The 16437-nt window shown below is 71.9% G+C and carries 13 protein-coding genes and 3 pseudogenes; 3 read left to right on the plus strand and 13 right to left on the minus strand.

What is annotated here, in order from left to right; all coding sequences use genetic code 11:
- Window positions 1–35 precede the first annotated feature (35 nt).
- The gene (locus F3L20_RS18955; RefSeq protein ID WP_150155386.1) at window positions 36–410 is read right to left on the minus strand and encodes an ArsR/SmtB family transcription factor; all 375 of its coding nucleotides are present in this window, start codon (window positions 408–410) and stop codon (window positions 36–38) included.
- A gap of 242 nt (window positions 411–652) precedes the next feature.
- The gene (locus F3L20_RS34295) at window positions 653–823 is read right to left on the minus strand and encodes a hypothetical protein (protein WP_206338797.1); all 171 of its coding nucleotides are present in this window, start codon (window positions 821–823) and stop codon (window positions 653–655) included.
- Window positions 824–934: 111 nt separating this feature from the next.
- On the opposite strand from F3L20_RS34295, the pseudogene F3L20_RS18965 reads away from it, so the two are divergent.
- Window positions 935–1698, plus strand: a pseudogene (locus F3L20_RS18965) (NAD(P)-binding domain-containing protein); the annotation flags it as partial.
- Window positions 1699–2082: 384 nt separating this feature from the next.
- Here F3L20_RS18965 and F3L20_RS34765 read toward each other — a convergent pair.
- From F3L20_RS34765 to F3L20_RS19000, 7 genes are all read right to left on the minus strand, one after another.
- A complete protein-coding gene (locus F3L20_RS34765) occupies window positions 2083–3009 on the minus strand; it encodes a ScbR family autoregulator-binding transcription factor (protein WP_240810696.1) in 927 nt (308 codons plus the stop codon).
- A gap of 13 nt (window positions 3010–3022) precedes the next feature.
- Window positions 3023–4555, minus strand: coding sequence for an acyl-CoA carboxylase subunit beta (locus F3L20_RS18975; protein WP_206338930.1), 1533 nt, complete (start codon window positions 4553–4555; stop codon window positions 3023–3025).
- Between the two features lie 233 nt (window positions 4556–4788).
- Entirely contained in the window at window positions 4789–5004 is a 216-nt protein-coding gene (locus F3L20_RS18980) for an acyl-CoA carboxylase subunit epsilon (RefSeq protein ID WP_150155387.1), read from the minus strand.
- Window positions 5005–5491: 487 nt separating this feature from the next.
- Window positions 5492–6667, minus strand: a complete 1176-nt coding sequence (locus tag F3L20_RS18985; RefSeq protein WP_346768027.1) for a cytochrome P450 family protein — start codon at window positions 6665–6667, stop codon at window positions 5492–5494.
- A gap of 1689 nt (window positions 6668–8356) precedes the next feature.
- Complete coding sequence (locus F3L20_RS18990) at window positions 8357–9037, minus strand: ScbR family autoregulator-binding transcription factor (protein ID WP_150155389.1); 681 nt, start codon at window positions 9035–9037, stop codon at window positions 8357–8359.
- Between the two features lie 1259 nt (window positions 9038–10296).
- Entirely contained in the window at window positions 10297–10752 is a 456-nt protein-coding gene (locus F3L20_RS18995; RefSeq protein WP_150155390.1) for a hypothetical protein, read from the minus strand.
- A gap of 16 nt (window positions 10753–10768) precedes the next feature.
- Window positions 10769–11071, minus strand: a complete 303-nt coding sequence (locus tag F3L20_RS19000; protein WP_150155391.1) for a hypothetical protein — start codon at window positions 11069–11071, stop codon at window positions 10769–10771.
- A 74-nt stretch (window positions 11072–11145) separates the two neighbouring features.
- On the opposite strand from F3L20_RS19000, the pseudogene F3L20_RS35680 reads away from it, so the two are divergent.
- A pseudogene (locus tag F3L20_RS35680) lies at window positions 11146–11364 on the plus strand (acyl-CoA dehydrogenase); the annotation flags it as partial.
- A 978-nt stretch (window positions 11365–12342) separates the two neighbouring features.
- Here F3L20_RS35680 and F3L20_RS35460 read toward each other — a convergent pair.
- The 4 genes and pseudogenes from F3L20_RS35460 to F3L20_RS35685 all read right to left on the minus strand — a co-directional run bounded on the left by F3L20_RS35460 (window position 12343) and on the right by F3L20_RS35685 (window position 16009).
- Window positions 12343–12543: a hypothetical protein gene (locus F3L20_RS35460; RefSeq protein ID WP_167534556.1), complete on the minus strand. Its 201-nt coding sequence runs from the start codon at window positions 12541–12543 to the stop codon at window positions 12343–12345.
- 864 nt (window positions 12544–13407) lie between these two features.
- Window positions 13408–13954 (minus strand): annotated as a pseudogene (locus tag F3L20_RS19015) (IS5 family transposase); the annotation flags it as partial.
- A gap of 99 nt (window positions 13955–14053) precedes the next feature.
- The gene (locus tag F3L20_RS34775; RefSeq protein WP_240810697.1) at window positions 14054–14446 is read right to left on the minus strand and encodes a DUF6199 family natural product biosynthesis protein; all 393 of its coding nucleotides are present in this window, start codon (window positions 14444–14446) and stop codon (window positions 14054–14056) included.
- Window positions 14447–14704: 258 nt separating this feature from the next.
- On the minus strand, window positions 14705–16009 hold the full coding sequence (locus F3L20_RS35685) for a flavoprotein (protein WP_431193165.1): 1305 nt from the start codon (window positions 16007–16009) through the stop codon (window positions 14705–14707).
- A gap of 1 nt (window position 16010) precedes the next feature.
- Between F3L20_RS35685 and F3L20_RS19035 the strand changes: the two genes are divergently transcribed.
- Window positions 16011–16259 carry a hypothetical protein gene (locus F3L20_RS19035; protein ID WP_150155394.1) on the plus strand — a complete coding sequence of 83 codons (249 nt, stop codon included), beginning with the start codon at window positions 16011–16013 and terminating at the stop codon, window positions 16257–16259.
- The last annotated feature ends 178 nt before the right edge of the window (window positions 16260–16437 follow it).

Here is a 16437-nt window from a genome sequence, read left to right on the forward strand (position 1 = left end):
CCGGCTGGGCGCCGCCGCCGGGCGTCCGAGTGTGGTCATGCGGCAGCCGATGTACCAACCAGCAGTTGGCCCATGGCGGCGAGCACGGACGGCTCGACGCGGTAGTAGACCCAAGTGCCACGTCGCTCGGATGTGAGCAGCCCGGCTTCCTTGAGCTTCTTCAGGTGGTGGGAGACGGTGGGCTGGGAGACGCCGACGTCGGAGATGTCGCACACGCAGGCCTCGCCGCCCTCGTGCGAGGCCACTGCGGAGAACAACCGGAGCCGGACCGGGTCACCGAGGGCCTTGAACATCCGCGCTGCGGTCTCGGCCTCGTCGGCGGTCATCGGGCGCTCGGTCAGCGGAGGGCAGCACGGCGCTACCCGACCGTCGACGGGCTCGAGCAGCGGCAGCACCTTGGCATTCGACATACGTCTATGTTGACACACGTCAAACCAGTGTGGGAGGTCCGTCGCCGACGTGTGAGATGGGCGGCCAGGCGCCGGACGACCCGCTCTGTGTCCCGGCCGACACCGTGCAGCGAGGTCGACGACAGGCTGCGCTGCCATTCCAGCAGGCGGTCGGCGTAGGTGGTGAGGTAGGTGACGACCTCGTCGCGGTTCGGGTAGCGGTCGCGGTCAGCGCCGGGAAACAGCATCCCGGGCAGGGTGCCTTACCGGACGGGTGAGAACAGTGTGAGGCTGTCGTAGTGGTGCGGCCACGGCTCGGCCGCCCGGCCGGACGCCTCCAGCGCCACCGGCCGCGGCCTGCGGCGCAGCAGCGCGTGGGCGGCCGCGAGGCCCGACTGGCCGTTGCCGATCACAGTGGTCTCGATGTGCTCCATCAGAGCAATCCGCCTTGAATTGATGACTGTCTATGTTGACGCTCATCAATACAGGTGCCATGCTGGGCGGCGGAAGCCATCGACAGATGTCGAAACACGCAAGGAGTCGCCGTGAATGCGCCCGCCACCACCGAGCTGCCCGTCGTCGTGATCGGAGCCGGACCCGCAGGCCTGGCCGCCGCCGCCCACCTCATCGACCAGGGCATGGAGCCCTTGGTTCTGGAAGCCGGGCCCGCGGCCGGCGCCGCGGTGCGCGAGTGGTCCCACGTGCGCCTGTTCTCCACCTGGGGCGAGGTTGTCGACCCCGTCGCCGAGAAGCTCCTGGCTCCCACCGGCTGGACCCGCCCCGACCCGGCCACCTACCCTTCCGGCGGCGACTGGGCCGACCGGTATCTGCAGCCGCTCGCCGCAGTCCTCGGCGACCGCGTCCGCACCGGCGCGCGCGTGACTGGCGTCTCCCGCAGCGGCCGGGACCGGATCGTCGACGCCGACCGCGAGGCCCAGCCGTTCGTCGTACACATCGCCCACGCCGACGGCCGTGAGGAGCGCCTCCTGGCCCGGGCCGTCATCGACGCCTCCGGCACCTGGACCACGCCGTCCCCGGCCGGCGGCAGCGGACTGCCTGCGCTCGGCGAGAAGGCCGCCGGGGACCGGATCACCTACCGCGTCCCGGACTTGAAGGACCCCGCCGCCCGGCCCGGTACGCGGGCAAGCGCACCGCCGTGATCGGCTCCGGCGCCTCCGCCTTCACCGCCCTCGCCTACCTGGCCGACCTCGCCAAGTCCGAGGACGGCGCGGGCACGAAGGGCGTGTGGATCCTGCGCCGCGGCATCTCGGGCTCCACCTTCGGCGGCGGTGAAGCCGACCAGCTCCCGCGCGCTTCATCTGCGGAAACACACGCATCGCGGTGCCGGTGCGGACGGGGTGCGACGCCGCCGGCGCGGCGGACGAAGGGCCGGGTGCGGGCGCGGCGGCGGGCCGCGCACCGGGCCGGGTGCCCCGGGTCCGGCCGCATACAGGATGCGGATGCACGCCATCCGCATGACGGCCGGGACGGCCGGCCGGTCACGCCCGGCGGCGTCGCACCCCACGAAAGCAAACCAATAAGTTTGTTTTATTGCGTGTTCAACGACCCCTCCACCGGCCGCGGAACGGCCCCCACAGGCAGGACCCGGCGCAGGCCGCCCAGGGCAGGCGAGTGCGGCCGGGCGGCGGACGGCACGGCCCGGCGGGACGGCACGGCCCGGCGGGACGGCGTGTCAGGGCAGGCGGGGACGGCCGGCGGGCGGGGCGCGGGTGACGGGAGGGCGCAGACCACCGGCGGGAGGGGGCAGGCAGGCGCGCGGGTGGGCGCGGACGGGCGTCGGGCGTGGTGGCGGAGGGCGCGGACGGGCGGGCGTCGGCGTGGTTGGCGGCGCAGCGGGCGGGCGCGGTGGTGGGCGGCGTCGGGCCGCCGCCCGGCTGCCCCCGCAGGGGCGGGTGCGGGCCAGAGGGATCAGAGGGTGGTGTCGCCGCGCTGGTCGGGGATGCGGGCGGCGGCCGCCGGGGGGTGGGGACGGCCGGGGGGTGGGGGGCGGTGCGGCTGCCGGCGGGGTGACGTCGGCGAGCGCGGCGGCCGCGGTCAGGCGTGGCAGCAGCAGCTGCCAGAACCGGGTGACGGTGCGGTGCGAGAGCCACTGCGGGTCCTGGGTGCCCAGGACCTCGAAGCCGGTGGTGGCCGCGACCACGGAGACGGCCACCGCTTCGGGGCTGACCGCGTTGAGGACGCCCTCGCCGTCGGCGCGTTTCAGTGCCGCCTCGACCCACTGGTGCCAGTGGCGGTGCAGGTCACGGCCGCCGGTGCGGGCCTGATGGCGGCTCAGTTCGAAACCCGCCCGCAGCACCACGTCACGGTGGAGACACCGGGCCAGGTCGTGCGAGACGTTCACCAGCAGTTGCAGGGAGTTGCCGGCGGTCCCCTCATGGTCGGTGATCAGGTGGTCGAGCCGCTGCGCCGCGGCGTCCTCCACGGAGTCGGCCAGGGTGGCCTTGTTCGCGAAGTGGAAATGAAGCGCTCCGTTGCTCACTCCGGCCAGCGAGCTGATCGCGCTGAGCGAGGCCACGCTGAAGCCGTCACGGTCGAAGACCGTGGCGGCCGACCTGATCAGCGCCTCACGGGTGCGCAGGGCTCGTTCCTGTTTGACCATGGGGGGTGCTCCGTTACTGGGGCGGGTTGCCGTGCTTGCGTGACGGCAGGTCGGCGTGCTTGGCACGGAGCATCGCCAGGGACCGGATCAGCACCTCACGCGTCTCGGCGGGGTCGATCACGTCGTCGACCAGGCCCCGTTCGGCCGCGTAGTAGGGGTGCATCAGCTCGGACTTGTACTCCTTGACCATGCGCGCCCGCATGGCCCCGGGGTCTGGCGCCTCGGCGATCTGACGGCGGAAGATGACGTTGGCCGCGCCCTCGGCACCCATCACCGCGATCTCGTTGGTCGGCCAGGCGTAGGTGAGGTCGGCGCCGATGGACTGGCTGTCCATGACGATGTAGGCGCCGCCGTAGGCCTTGCGCAGGATCAGGCTGATGCGCGGCACGGTGGCGTTGCAGTAGGCGTAGAGCAGCTTGGCGCCGTGCCGGATGATCCCGCCGTGCTCCTGGTCGACGCCCGGCAGGAAGCCGGGGACGTCCAGGAAGGTGAGGATCGGGATGTTGAAGGCGTCGCACATCTGCACGAAGCGGGCGGCCTTCTCGGAGGCCTCGATGTCCAGCACGCCGGCCAGCGCCTGGGGCTGGTTGGCGACGATCCCGACGACCTGCCCGTCCATCCGCGCCAGCGCGCAGATGATGTTGCGGGCCCAGCGCTCGTGGACCTCGAGGTACTCGCCGGCGTCGACGATCTCCTCGATCACCTTCGCCATGTCGTAGGGGCGGTTGCCGTCGGCCGGGACGAGGTCGAGCAGGACCTCGCCGCGGCGTTCGGCGGGATCGGAGCTCTCCACCCGCGGCGGGTTCTCCCGGTTGTTCTGCGGCAGCAGGGACAACAGGTAGCGCACCTCGTGAAGGCAGGTCTCCTCGTCGTCGTAGGCGAAGTGGCACACCCCGGAGGTCTCGGCGTGCACGTCCGCACCGCCGAGCCCGTTCTGGGTGATCTCCTCCCCCGTCACCGCCTTGACGACGTCCGGGCCGGTGATGAACATCTGCGAGGTCTCACGGACCATGAACACGAAGTCCGTCAGCGCCGGGCTGTAGGCGGCACCGCCCGCGCACGGGCCCAGCATCACCGAGATCTGCGGGATCACCCCCGACGCCCTGGTGTTGCGCTGGAAGATCCCCCCGTACCCGGCCAGCGCCGAGACGCCCTCCTGGATACGGGCCCCCGCACCGTCGTTCAGCGACACCAGCGGCGCCCCGGCCGCGATGGCCATGTCCATGATCTTGTGGATCTTCGCGGCGTGCGCCTCCCCCAGCGCACCGCCGAAGATCCGGAAGTCATGGGCGTAGACGAACACCGTCCGCCCCTCCACCGTCCCCCAGCCGGTGATCACACCATCGGTGTAGGGCTTCTTCTCCTCCAGACCGAAACCGGTCGCCCGGTGCCGCCGCAACTGCTCCACCTCACGGAACGAGCCCGGATCCAGCAGCAGTTCGATACGCTCCCGCGCGGTCAGCTTGCCCTTGGCATGCTGCGCCTGGGTCGCCTTCCCGCCCGGGCCGGCCAGTGCCCGGGCACGGATCTCGTGCAGTTCGGCCACGCGTCCGCGCGCGCCCGGGAACCGCGCGGACAGCGGGGGAACGTCGTTGAGGACTGTCACGGTGCCTCCCTCCCTGAGCACGGCCCCGATGATGATCACCCCACATTAACAAACCGCTTGTGCGGTTTATAAGGGGGGTGCGGGACCGCGCATGTGAAAACCTTGAAAAGGTGACCGCCCGCGGCCGCCCCGGGGCCTGTCCCGGGGCGGGTGCGGGGGCCGGCGGGGCCGGGCTAGCGCCAGCTGTGCGGGGGGCGGTAGGCCGCGGCGGCCGGGTGCGCGGTCCGGGGCCAGGACGGCTCCTCGCCGGGCGGGGCCTGCTCCCGGGGGGCGGCGGCGCGCCCGGCCAGCACGGAGCACAGCACGGCCGTCACCGCGGCCAGTTCCATCTCGTCGGCCCGTCCGCGCTCGATACGCAGCGCGGGGCGGGGGCTGTCCGGTTCGTCCATGTCCGCTCCCTTCCGGTGACGTCACCGTCCGGCATCGCGCTACAGAGGCACCACAGGATCACTCGAACCGCCCCCGCACCCCGGCCCGTTCAGGGACCGGCGGCGGCGGGCGGGACTGTTGCCGGGGGGCGCCGGGCCCGGTCCCGGGGTGAAGGACGCCTGGGCCCGGTTCCGGGGTGAACAGCGCCTGGGCCCGGTCCGGGTGGAAGACGCCGGGCTACTCCCGGGGTGGGGAACGCCGGGTCCGGTCCCGGGGTCGAGAACGCCGGGCCCGGTCCCGGGGTGAAGGACGCCAGACCGTTCTCCGGGGGCAGCCGTTCCGGGCCGGGAGCCGCGGGCCGGGCTGTTCCGGAGGGTGGAGGGCGCCGGGCCATACGGGGTGGGGTGCCGGGCTCCACGGGCCGTCGTGGCCCGTGGAGCCCGGAGCACAGCACGCCCCCCGCTCCCGCGCGGGGGCGGGGGGATTCTTGTTGGTTTCCGGGGTGGTTCAGGCGGTGGCGGCCGGGTGCAGCTGCACGGGGACCGTGCGGTAGCCGTTCATCAGGAAGGTCGGCATCGGCTGCAGTTCGTCGGGGCTGCAGGCCAGGCGGGCGTGGGGGAAGCGGCCGAAGAACGCCGACAGGGCCTCCGCCGTCTCCACCTGGGCCAGCGGCACACCCATGCACCGGTGCACGCCGTGCCCGAAGCCGAGGGTGTCGCGGTCGGTGCGCAGCACGTCGAAGCGGGCGGCGTCCTCGCCGTAGCGGCGCGGGTCGAGGCCGCCGGCGGCGAAGTTGACCAGGATGGCGTCGCCCTTGCGGATGCGTACCCCCTCCAGGTCGATGTCCTCGACCGCGAACCGCATCGGCGAGTAGGCGCCGGGGGTGTGCACCCGCATGGTCTCGGCGGCGGCGTCCGCCCAGCCGGCGCGTCCGGCGCGGATGTGCTCCAGCTGCCCGGGGTGGCTGAGCAGGGCGCCCATCGCGTTGGTGATCAGGGTGGCGGTGGTGTCCTGCCCGCCGGCGATCATCAGATACAGGGTGCCCAGCAGTTCGTGCTCGCTGAGCCGGTCGCCCTGGTCCCGGGCCTCGATGAGGGAACTGGTGAGGTCGTCGCCGGGCCGGGCCCGCTTGTCCGCCACGATGGCCGCCAGCAGCGCGAACGACTTCATCCGCGCCGCCTCCATCTCCTCGGCCCCCACCGCCGGGCTGAACACCGTGTGCAGCGCCGCGCACAGCTCGTCGGTGGCCGCTCCCTGCCCCACCCCGAACAGCTCGCAGATCACCCGCATCGGCAGCACCTCGGCGAAATGCCGCCGCACATCGACCGGCCCGCCCTCCTGCCCGGCCTTCTCCACCTCGTCCAGCAGCTCCGCCACGATCTCCCGCACCCGCGGACGCAGCGCCTCCGAGCGGCGGGCGGTGAACGCCCCCGCCACCAGACGCCGCAACCGGGTGTGCTCCGCCCCGTAGGCGAACAGCATGTTCTCGTTGGCCACCCACGGATACAGCGGCCACGCCTCGGTGATCCGGCCCTCGATGAAGTCCGGCCAGTGCAGCCGCGCGTTCTTCGACACCCGCGCATCGGTCAGCAGCCGCTCCACATACTCCTGCCGCACCACCGCCCACGCCTGAACCCCGCCGGGCAGCTCCACCCGGACCGCCGGCCCCCTCTCCCGCAACACCGCGACCTCACCGGGAAGATCACTGCCCGTGACATCCAGAGCAAAAGGACAGCTCGAACGTTCCATCGTCTACCCCCACTGATGACGCTCACCTGACGAACCGGACGACAACTCCACACACCCAAGGGGCCACACCCCCGAAGCCCGAACACCCGGACGCGATCTCCGGGCAACACCCCCGGGCGCGATCCCCGGGCAACGCCCCCGGGCCCCACACCCCACGGGCCGGGACCGGGAGCCGCGGCCCCGGGCACCACACCCGCAGGCACAACCTCCAGGCCGGAACGAAGACACACCCCCCGGACCGGGCCCGCAGACACCCCCGGGCCAGGTCTGGGGAGACCCCCGGGCCGGGCCCGGAGGCACCGACCCGGTCCAAGACCGGCAGGCGCACATCCCCGGGGCCGTAACGGGTGCACGCACCCGGGCCGAACCGGGAGTACAGCCCCTGGCCCGAAGCACAGCGCATCCTCTTTTGAGAACCAGCCGGAACCGGAACCACAAGCCGGGCACCACACCCGAAGGGGCACAGCACAGCCCCGGCCCGAGCCGGACGCACCCTTCTTGGACCGCGCCGGGAACACACCTGGGGAACACACCCCCAACCCGCCGCGAACGCACCCTTCTTCAGAACGCCCCCCTTCCGGGGGCACGGCCCCGGAACGGGCCACAGGCAGGGGCACCGCCGCCCCCCTTACAGCACAGGGGACCGGGAACCCCGGGCCGAGCCGGAAACACCACCCCGGGCGACGGGCCACACCCGGAGGTCACACGCCCAGGCCGAGGCCGGGGAAGCGCACAACCCCCGGCCGCACCTGAGGAGTTGCATCCCGGGGGCCGCCACACCCCGAAGTCCCCGAGCCCGCCGGGCGGCAACCGTGATCCCGGCACCACTCCCCCAGGCGCGCAGGACCCCCGGACCGTGCCGGATGCACCCCTCTCCGGATCACCCCCCGGCACGCGAGCGCGCAGCGGCAGAACACCCCCCGAAACCGGCCGGACCGCGAACACACCCCCGGCATCCGGCCGAAGCGGCACACACCCCTTCACCCCCGCCGCGGCCTGCCGCCTGACCACGCACCCCCTCGCCGGCGTGGACGTCCAAGGACGCGACCCCGGCGCCGGGCCGAGAGCTCACCTCCTCAAAGTGAGCCACGGAACGCGACCCTCCCGAAACCGGTCCGAGGGGTGCACCCCTCCGACGCACCCCAGGAGGGCACTCCTCCTTCCGGGCCCGGGCCACCCCCCGCCGACACAGACACCCCCGCGAAGGCAGCGCAACCCCTGCTTCTGTCACGGGAGTTGCGGCTGCCCTCTCGAATACGTCAGAGCGCTCCAGCCTGCAAAGAACGCCACCCAGCGACACGGACACGAAACGCGGGGACCCGGGACGGACAGATGCCGCCGACCAGGCGGCCACCATCACACCCTCACACGGTGATGCCGCAGTGCAGTGGTGCAGTGGTGCCGTAGTGCAGTAGTGCGTAGCGGCGCGGTGGCGCCGAAGTGCGTAGCGGCGCGGTGGCGCCGAAGTGCGTAGCGGCGCGGTGGCGCCGAAGTGCGTAGCGGCGCGGTGGCGCCGAAGTACCGCAGTGCGGTGGTGCGGTGGCGCCGTCCCGCGGTGGCGGTGGCGCCGCACTGCCATGGTGCGGTGGTGCGATGGCGCCGAAGTGCGGTGGTGCGGTGGTGCTATTCGACCCCGGCGGGTTCACTCTCCCGGCCGGCCTGCCGGGCCTCCTCGTAGACCTGGGCGCCACGGCCCGGCGAGAAGTCCAGCTGGACGAGTACCGCGGGAACCGCGACACCGGCCATGAGATGACGCTGCAGATCGGCGACACGCTCGACCAGGTCGGCGCGGCCGGTCATCAGTTTGGAGAGGATCTGCACGCCGGTGAACGCGCCGACGAACATCCGCGCGGCCGCGGCCACGTCCACCCCCGGCAGCAGTTCACCGTTGGCCCGCGCCGCGGAGAGGATGTCCATGTTGTGCTCGATCCACCCCTGCATCGGCACCCGCCGGTCCAGGCCGTCCTGCGGCGAGCCCTGCTCGACCGTCAGCCGCACACTGCCCCGCACCATCGGATCCCCCACGGCCAGCATGTGCGCCAGCACCAGCGCCTCGTCCAGGCCCCGCTGCAGCGCCAGCTCCCTCGCCGGCACCACCGGCACCGACGACAGCTGCTGCGCCAGAACCGCCTGCGCCAGCTCCTCCTTGGAGGAGAAATGGAAGTACAGCGCGCCCTTGGTGACCTCGGCTCTGTGCAGGATGGCCGAGATGGTCGCCGCCTCGTAACCGACCTCGTCGAAGACCTCACCCGCCGCCGTCAGGATCGCCCTGCGCGTCCTGACCGCTCGCTCCTGCTGCGCCACCGAACACCTCCGCCGCTCCTGCCGCCACGAGAAAAAACCGGCAGGTTTGTATCTTACCAGTACGCCTGACGGCGGATCATGGTGAGACCGGCTCCCGCACGCCTCATACTGCACACCCCCCTCGTCGCGGTCCGACCCGGCACCAGGAGAATAAAACCTGCTGACCGGTTTTTCAATGCCCCGCTCACCGACCGGCATATGAACCGGAATCACCCGTCCCGGGTGCGGTTCCCGCCCCGGCATCCGCCATACGGAGTGACCCCCGCCACTTCTCGGTGCCCTGAGTGCCTTGAAAAGCAAACCGGTGGGTTCGTATCTTTGCGGCCTGCGCTTCCCACTGTCGCTTCACGACCACGCGGAGAGAGCATGACCGTGCTGACCGTCACCCCCGACTCCCCCACTACCCCGGGCCGCCCCCACCCGCCCCGCCCCGCAGAAACCGACCCCGCCGCCTCCCGCCCCGCCGGCGCCGCCGGCGCCGCCGGCCGGCGGGGCCGGCGGGGCCGGCGGGGCCGGCGGGGGCCCGGCGGGCCGGCGGGGCCGGCGGGGCCGGAAACACCGAGGACACCAGCATCACCGGCGGCAGCACCACAGCCGCCGAAAGCAGACCGCCCGCCGAAGACACCACCACCAGACCCGCCCGCACCACCGCGAGCGCCGCGAGCGCCGAACCCGCCAGGAGCACCGGGAACCCCGACGACACGGGAACCGCCCCAACCACCGAAACCGCCACCGGCCCCGCCGGCAGCGGCACCACCGGGAACACCGACGGCGCCGCGACCGCGACAACCATCCCCGCCGCCGCCCCCGCTGCCGTGACCGGGGACGCGGGGACCGCCGGCGACGCCGCGACGGCCGCAACCACCAGGACCGCCGGGAGCGCCGGGAGCGCCGGGAGCGCCGGGAGCCGGGGAACCATCGACGGCGTGCGGACCGCGGCAGCGGCCGCCGCCGGCGGCACGGCCACCACCGCATGGACCGCGGGAACCGCCGGAACCCCGGCCGCCACCCCCTGGAACCCGGCCGGAACCTGGAACGCGGCAGGCACCTGGAACGCGGCAGGCACCTGGAACACCACCACGGACACCGCCGGCCCCGCCGGCCCGGCGGACGCGGGCGACGCGGCGGATGCGGAGGAGTCCTCCCCCGTCGTCGCCGACCTGATCCGCCTCCTGTTCAACGGCGACGACCACGACCGCATCCACGCCCCCTGGCGCGACATGATCTCCGGCGAATCGTTCCGCCACCGCGAAGGCCTCTCACCCGAACAACAGACCGCCCTCGCCTACGAACGCCTCCACACCCTCAACCGCACCCTGACCTCCCCCGAAGACCTCGCCCGCGACCCCGAACGACTGGCCGCCCTGCACGAATGGGCCGCCATCACCCACGGCGGCGGCAGCCTGTGCACCCTCGCCAGCATCCACTACAACCTCTTCCTCGGCAGCCTCCTCGACCACAACGACGGCCCCGAACGCGACCTCACCCCCTACACCACCCTCCAACACACCGGCACCTTCCTGTGCACCGAACTCGCCCACGGCAACGACGCCGGCAACCTCCAGACCACCGCCACCCTCAACCCCCAAACCGGCGGCTTCACCCTCCACACCCCCCACCCCGGCGCCCAGAAATTCATGCCCAACACCAGCACCACCGGCGGCCCCAAAACCGCCGTCGTCGCCGCCCGTCTCCTCATCAACAACACCGACCACGGCGTCTACCTCTTCCTCACCCCCTCACCGACACCCACAGCACCCTCCCCACATCCGCGTCCACCGCCTCCCCACCGCCCCGGCGCCCCGTCGACCACTGCCTCACCTCCTTCGACCACCTCCCCTCCCCCGCACCGCCCTCCTCCAGGCCCACCACGGCCGCCTCACCGACGACAACACCTTCCACAGCCCCCTCGGCAACCGCCGCAAACGCTTCCTCACCTCCATCAACCGCGTCACCACCGGCAAACTCTGCATGAGCGCCGCCGCCGTCGGCGCCACCCGCGCCGCCCTCACCATCGCCGTCCGCTACTCCCACCACCGCCACATCACCGGCCCCCCCCCGGCCAGCACACCCCCCTCCACGCCCACCGCACCCACCACGCCCGCCTCATCACCGCCCTCGCCACCGCCTACGCCATGACCCTCCTCCACCGCACCGTCACCCACCAGCACACCCACCCCCCCGACCACCCCCACACCGAACGCCTCATCGCCATCACCAAAGCCTGGATCACCTGGCAAGCCCGCACCCTCACCACCGAAGCCCGCGAACGCTGCGGCGCCCACGCCCTCTTCTCCGTCAACGCCCTCGCCGACTTCCCCCACTACACCGAAGGCACCATCACCGCCGAAGGCGACAACCTCGTCATCTGGACCAAAGCCGCCGCCGAAATGATCTTCAACCACACCACCCCCCACCCGCCCCACCCCACGACCTCACCGACAACACCCACCTACGCAACCTCCTCGCCCACGCCGAACACCTCTGGCAGACCCGCGCCCGCCACGCCCTGCGCACCACCCCCACCAACGACCCCCTCACCCGCTTCAACACCGCCTCCACCCCGCCCTGCGCATGGTCGAAACCCACGCCCAACTCCAAGCCGCCAACGCCTTCCTCACCACCATCAACCACACCACCAACCCCACCACCCACCACCTCCTCACCCACCTCTGCCGCCTCTTCCTCCTCACCCAACTCACCCCCACACCACCGACCTCCTCACCACCGGCCACCTCACCCCCACCAAACCCAAACCCTCCACACCCTCCACGACCACACCATCCACACCCTCACCCCCACACCACCACCCTCACCAACGCCTTCCACCTCCCCACCCCTACCTCACCCACATCCCCTCACCCACCCCACCACCTCACCCACTTCAACCACCACATCACCACCCACCAACCCTGACCACACACCCACCCACCCAGCCAGCCCGGCACCACCAGCCGCCCACCGACCAGCACCCCGGCACCCCACCCAGCCGCCACCCAACAGGCCAGCCACCCAGCACCACCAGCCACCGACCAGCCGCCAGCCAGCACCCCGGGCACCCGCACACCCGCAGCCGGCCAACACCCACGACACCCCGGCACCCGCACACCCAGCACACACCGGCCAACCGGCCACACCACCCCCCACAACCACCCGGCCCGACCCGGCCCGGAGGGCACCAACCACCCAACAAGGGAGACAGACACCCCCCTCGCTATGACTCGCTGCGCCGAACACACCACCGGAACCGAGCAGCGCGGCGACCGGCTCTCCGGCTCCACCCGACCCGTGGTCGACGAAGGCCCTCAGTGAGTGACGGCGCAGGTGTTCTTCGCCAGGTTCTGCACCAGGTCGAGGTTCTCGGACGGTGGGTGCAGTCGGTGCGACTCGCCGGGGACCAGCTCACCACCGTGCAGCAGCGGATGTACGAACAAATCCTCGGAATCGAGCCCGCCACCGAGGACGAGACCGAAACCGCGCCGCACGCAGACCGACAAATGGGCCATGAACTACCAACCAGGCCGCCAAGCAGTTTTACGAGCGCGAACGACACCTTCAGGTCCCGGGGAAACATGTCGAACGGATCGCCGGCGAAGGCCAGAAAGAACCAGCCGCGGAAGCTGGGCGCCTGAATCGGCAGTCCGGCCAGCCAACGTGACAGCGCCCGAAGAACCCACCCAGGCCGCTATGGTGACTGCCCATGTCACCGATAGCCCGCACCTTGCAGATCGCCCTGATGCTCTCCGGCTTCGCCCTACTCGCCTATGCCGCCCTATGGGACATGGACGACGCCACAGGGTGGCAGTGCCGAGCCACGAAAATAGGACAGGAACCGGTGCAAATCTGCGGCACCGAGGACGGCCTGCACACTCCGATCCTCCTCGGCATGGCCGGCATCGCCCTGGAAATCGCGGGCGTTTCCGTCGCGGTAGGAGCCCGCAAGAGACACCCGGACCAGACTTCACCGTCAACCGCCCCAGCCTCATTCGCACCAACACCCCCTGGCGCGGCGCCCATCAGCTCGGCACCCTACGGCGCAGGGCAAACCTTCCCAGCCCCCGCCACTCCACCCAACCCCTGGCCCTCCCAAACACCTCCACAGACCGGGCCCGCACAGCACTGACAGAAGCCGCTGCACCGGAAACCCGCTCGCCGACCCACGGCGGGCACCCACTCCCGAGCCCATCCGCCGCGCCACAACCGGCACGCCCCCTCGGAATGAACCCCGGAACTCGACATCGGCGAGCGGCGCCCGCCCCTCAGTTCCTCAACTCTGCTGGTGGCAGCCCTGCACCCACCAGCCACACTCGGCGCAGAACTCCGGCCTCAGAGAACACCGGAACAGCGGTTAGTAGGTTCTGTCCGGCGGATCACTGACGGAGCCAGCGCCGGATCGCAGCGGCGGTAACTGCGCTGTTGAAGACGTAGGCCCCCCTTGTCATAACGGGCCGCGACCGCACGGGAGTCCTCAAGCCGGTCGATGGTCCGCTCGACCTCGTCACGGCGTCGGTAATGGTCGCGGTCGAAGCCGGTTGGCCTGCCGCCCGCGCTGCCCCTGCGGTGCCGGTCGGCCCGCTGGTCCTTCGGCTCCGGGATGGTGTGCCGGATGCGGCGTCTTCGCAGGTAGCCACGGTTTCGGCGGGAGCTGAATGCCTTGTCGCCGCTGACGTGGCCCGGCCTGGTTCGGGGGCGCCCGCCCAGCGGGCGGGCAACCCGGATCCGGTCCAGGACCTCGACCAGCTGCGGGGCGTCGCCCACCGGCCCGGCGTGAACAGGAAGGCCATGGGGCAGGACCCGCTTTCGCCGGCAGGTGGATCTTGCAGGTCAGTCCGCCACGGAACCCGCCGACGGCATGGTCGTCCGGATCACCGGCCGGGGCCTCTTCCTACGGGCTCCGGCAACCTGCTGGTGGACTCGCATGATCGCGAAGTCGGCCGAGAGAGCCCTACCCCAGAACATGCCAAGCCAGCACCGCGCCAGATCCGATCGGCTGCGGGGACGGTGACACGGGCGGGGTCAGAACTGCTGAACCAGCATCCATATGACAAAGCCCAAGAAGATCACTCCGACCACACGGTTCATCGCGTAGCCCTTGCTTGTGGGCTCACTCGCCTCGGGGTTTCTCACCCAGCCCCGCTGGAGGCGGCTGTTGGCCTTCCACAGCAACTGAGGGCGTACGACCTGGACCACCCCCATGACCAGGAAGAAACACAAGAGCAGGACGAACACCGGGCTGCCGCCGTCGCTTTCTGAGGCGGCCTGCACTATCGCACCGTGACTCATGAAGGTGCGGTTGCCCCCGACCCGTTCCGCGAATCGTCTCCGGCTCGCTGATGTCCAGGCCATAGGCGGAAATGTCAGCAGCCCACGATTCTGGCCGTCCAGGCCGGGGCCCACGGCGGAGGCCACGAGGGCAAGGAGGCGGCGGAGGCCCTGCCGCTGCAGACATCGCACAGCGCCGGCTCCCTGGGGCGTGACCAGCCGGCGATGCCGCGTTGCCGTACGACGACCGGAACCGCTGGCGGCGTCCCCACCGTCCCGGTCCCTGGCGCGTGGAGCCGCCGCGCTCCACGGCCTGCGTGACACGAAGGGCGGGCAGGACGGCGCGGGGCCGCGACCGGTCCCCTGTTCCGGTCGCGGCCCCACCCACGGGAGTGTCCAGGTCGCTCACGAGCCGCAGCAGCCGCCCGCCGGAGCCTCCTCGGCAGCCGCCGCCTTGGCCGCGGCGGGGACGCCGAACTGGACGAGCTGCGGAGTAGGCGCGCAACAGCCGCCGTCGCTCTCAGCAGCGTCGGGAGCGTCGAACAGCCCGGCGCCGCCGCAGACTCCCGTCTCGGGCAGGGTCAGTTCCACACGGTCGGCCGCCTCCAGGTCACCGGCGATCGCCGCCGCCACGGAGCGGACCTGCTCGTAACCGGTCATCGCCAGGAACGTCGGGGCACGGCCGTAGGACTTCATCCCGACCAGATACACACCCTGCTCGGGATGGGAGAGCTCACGGTAGCCGTGCGGGTAGACGGTCCCGCAGGAGTGCTGGTTCGGATCGATCAGCGGAGCCAGCGCAACGGGCGCCTGGAGGCGCTCGTCGAGCCCGAGACGGAGTTCCCCGAGGAAAGACAGATCAGGGCGGAAGCCGGTCAGCACGACAACCTCGTCGACCGGGTCCAGGCGGCAGCCGCCCTCACCGACCAGGATCAGGCGGCCGTCATGCGCCCGTTCGATCACCTCGGTGCGGAAACCAGTGACCACGTCCGCATGACCGCCGTCGACGGCAGCCTTGGCCGCCAGACCCAGGACGCCGCTGAACTCGTGGGCTGGGCCGCCACGCCACTCCACCCACCGCGGGTCGTTCAGGATGGCCTCCATGTCGGCGACGCCGATGCCCTCGAAGAAGACGACGGCGTCGGCACCGGCGACGGCAAGCCGCTGCTCATCCGCACCGGTGGTGGCGGCGGTGGGTACGGCAGCCCGGAGTCCGGCCAGGGCGGCCCCGGTGGCGGCGAGCGCGGCCAGGACGGCACCAAGCTGGAGCGCGGCGGCAAGGGCGCGGCCGGTCCCACCGGCGGCGCGGGCGCGGCAACGGCTCCCCGGCGCCGACGCGTCCGCGGCGGCAAGGACGGTACGGGCGGCGAAGGCGGAGGCGCTGGCTACGTGGGAGGCGGCGGTGACGGCGGCACGGACGAAGACCGGGGCGTGGCCGGCAGCGGCGCGGGCGGCAGCAGTTATGTCGACCCGAACCGGGTGACCGGCACCCGGCTGCTCAGCGGCGACCGCACCCAGGCCCCGGCCGAAAACGACCTCTTTTGGCGGGCCTCCGACGAGCCGGTGCGCGGCGGCATCGGCGAGGGCGCCGACACCACCGAGCCGGCCGTGCCGACCGACGCCCGGGGCCGCGCCGCTCCAGGCGGGCACCGACAAGGAACGCACGTTCACGGTCCGCGCCGAGGCCGGCGGCGCCTCGACGGTCTTCACCGTGAAGATGAAGAAGTCGTCCTACACCGTGACCGTCGCGGGCGGTGACGACCAGCAGGCCAAACAGGGCCAGGACTCCGCGGAGGCCCTCCAGGCCCGCCTGATCAGGTCGAGCGCCACAGCGCCGGCCGGCACGGAGGTCGAGTTCCGCGTCGAGGACGACAGCGACGACGCCCCCGCTTCGAGGACGGCGAGCAGGACGTCCGCGTCAGGACCGACGACTCGGGCGAGGCCACGGCGCCGACCCTGACCGCCGGTGAGGGGCACGGGCACCGCGTCGGTCGGTGACGCCATAACCCAGCTCGCGGTCTAGGTCGTCGCCGGTGACGAGCCCTCGGCGTCCCCGAGCCCGACGCCCAGCACGAGCACCTCGGGCACGACCGGCGGCACCGGCTCCTCGACCACGGACGGCAGTCGACGGACCTCGA

Source organism: Streptomyces tendae (assembly GCF_008632955.1).
Lineage (GTDB): Bacteria > Actinomycetota > Actinomycetes > Streptomycetales > Streptomycetaceae > Streptomyces.

Excerpts from the sequence above, each read along its gene's own strand:
- F3L20_RS18955 (WP_150155386.1), bottom strand. The coding sequence starts at position 410 with ATGTCGAATGCCAAGGTGCTGCCGCTGCTCGAGCCCGTCGACGGTCGG.
- F3L20_RS34295 (WP_206338797.1), bottom strand. The coding sequence starts at position 823 with ATGGAGCACATCGAGACCACTGTGATCGGCAACGGCCAGTCGGGCCTC.
- F3L20_RS34765 (WP_240810696.1), bottom strand. The coding sequence starts at position 3,009 with ATGGTCAAACAGGAACGAGCCCTGCGCACCCGTGAGGCGCTGATCAGG.
- F3L20_RS18980 (WP_150155387.1), bottom strand. The coding sequence starts at position 5,004 with ATGGACGAACCGGACAGCCCCCGCCCCGCGCTGCGTATCGAGCGCGGA.
- F3L20_RS35460 (WP_167534556.1), bottom strand. The coding sequence starts at position 12,543 with ATGGCCCATTTGTCGGTCTGCGTGCGGCGCGGTTTCGGTCTCGTCCTC.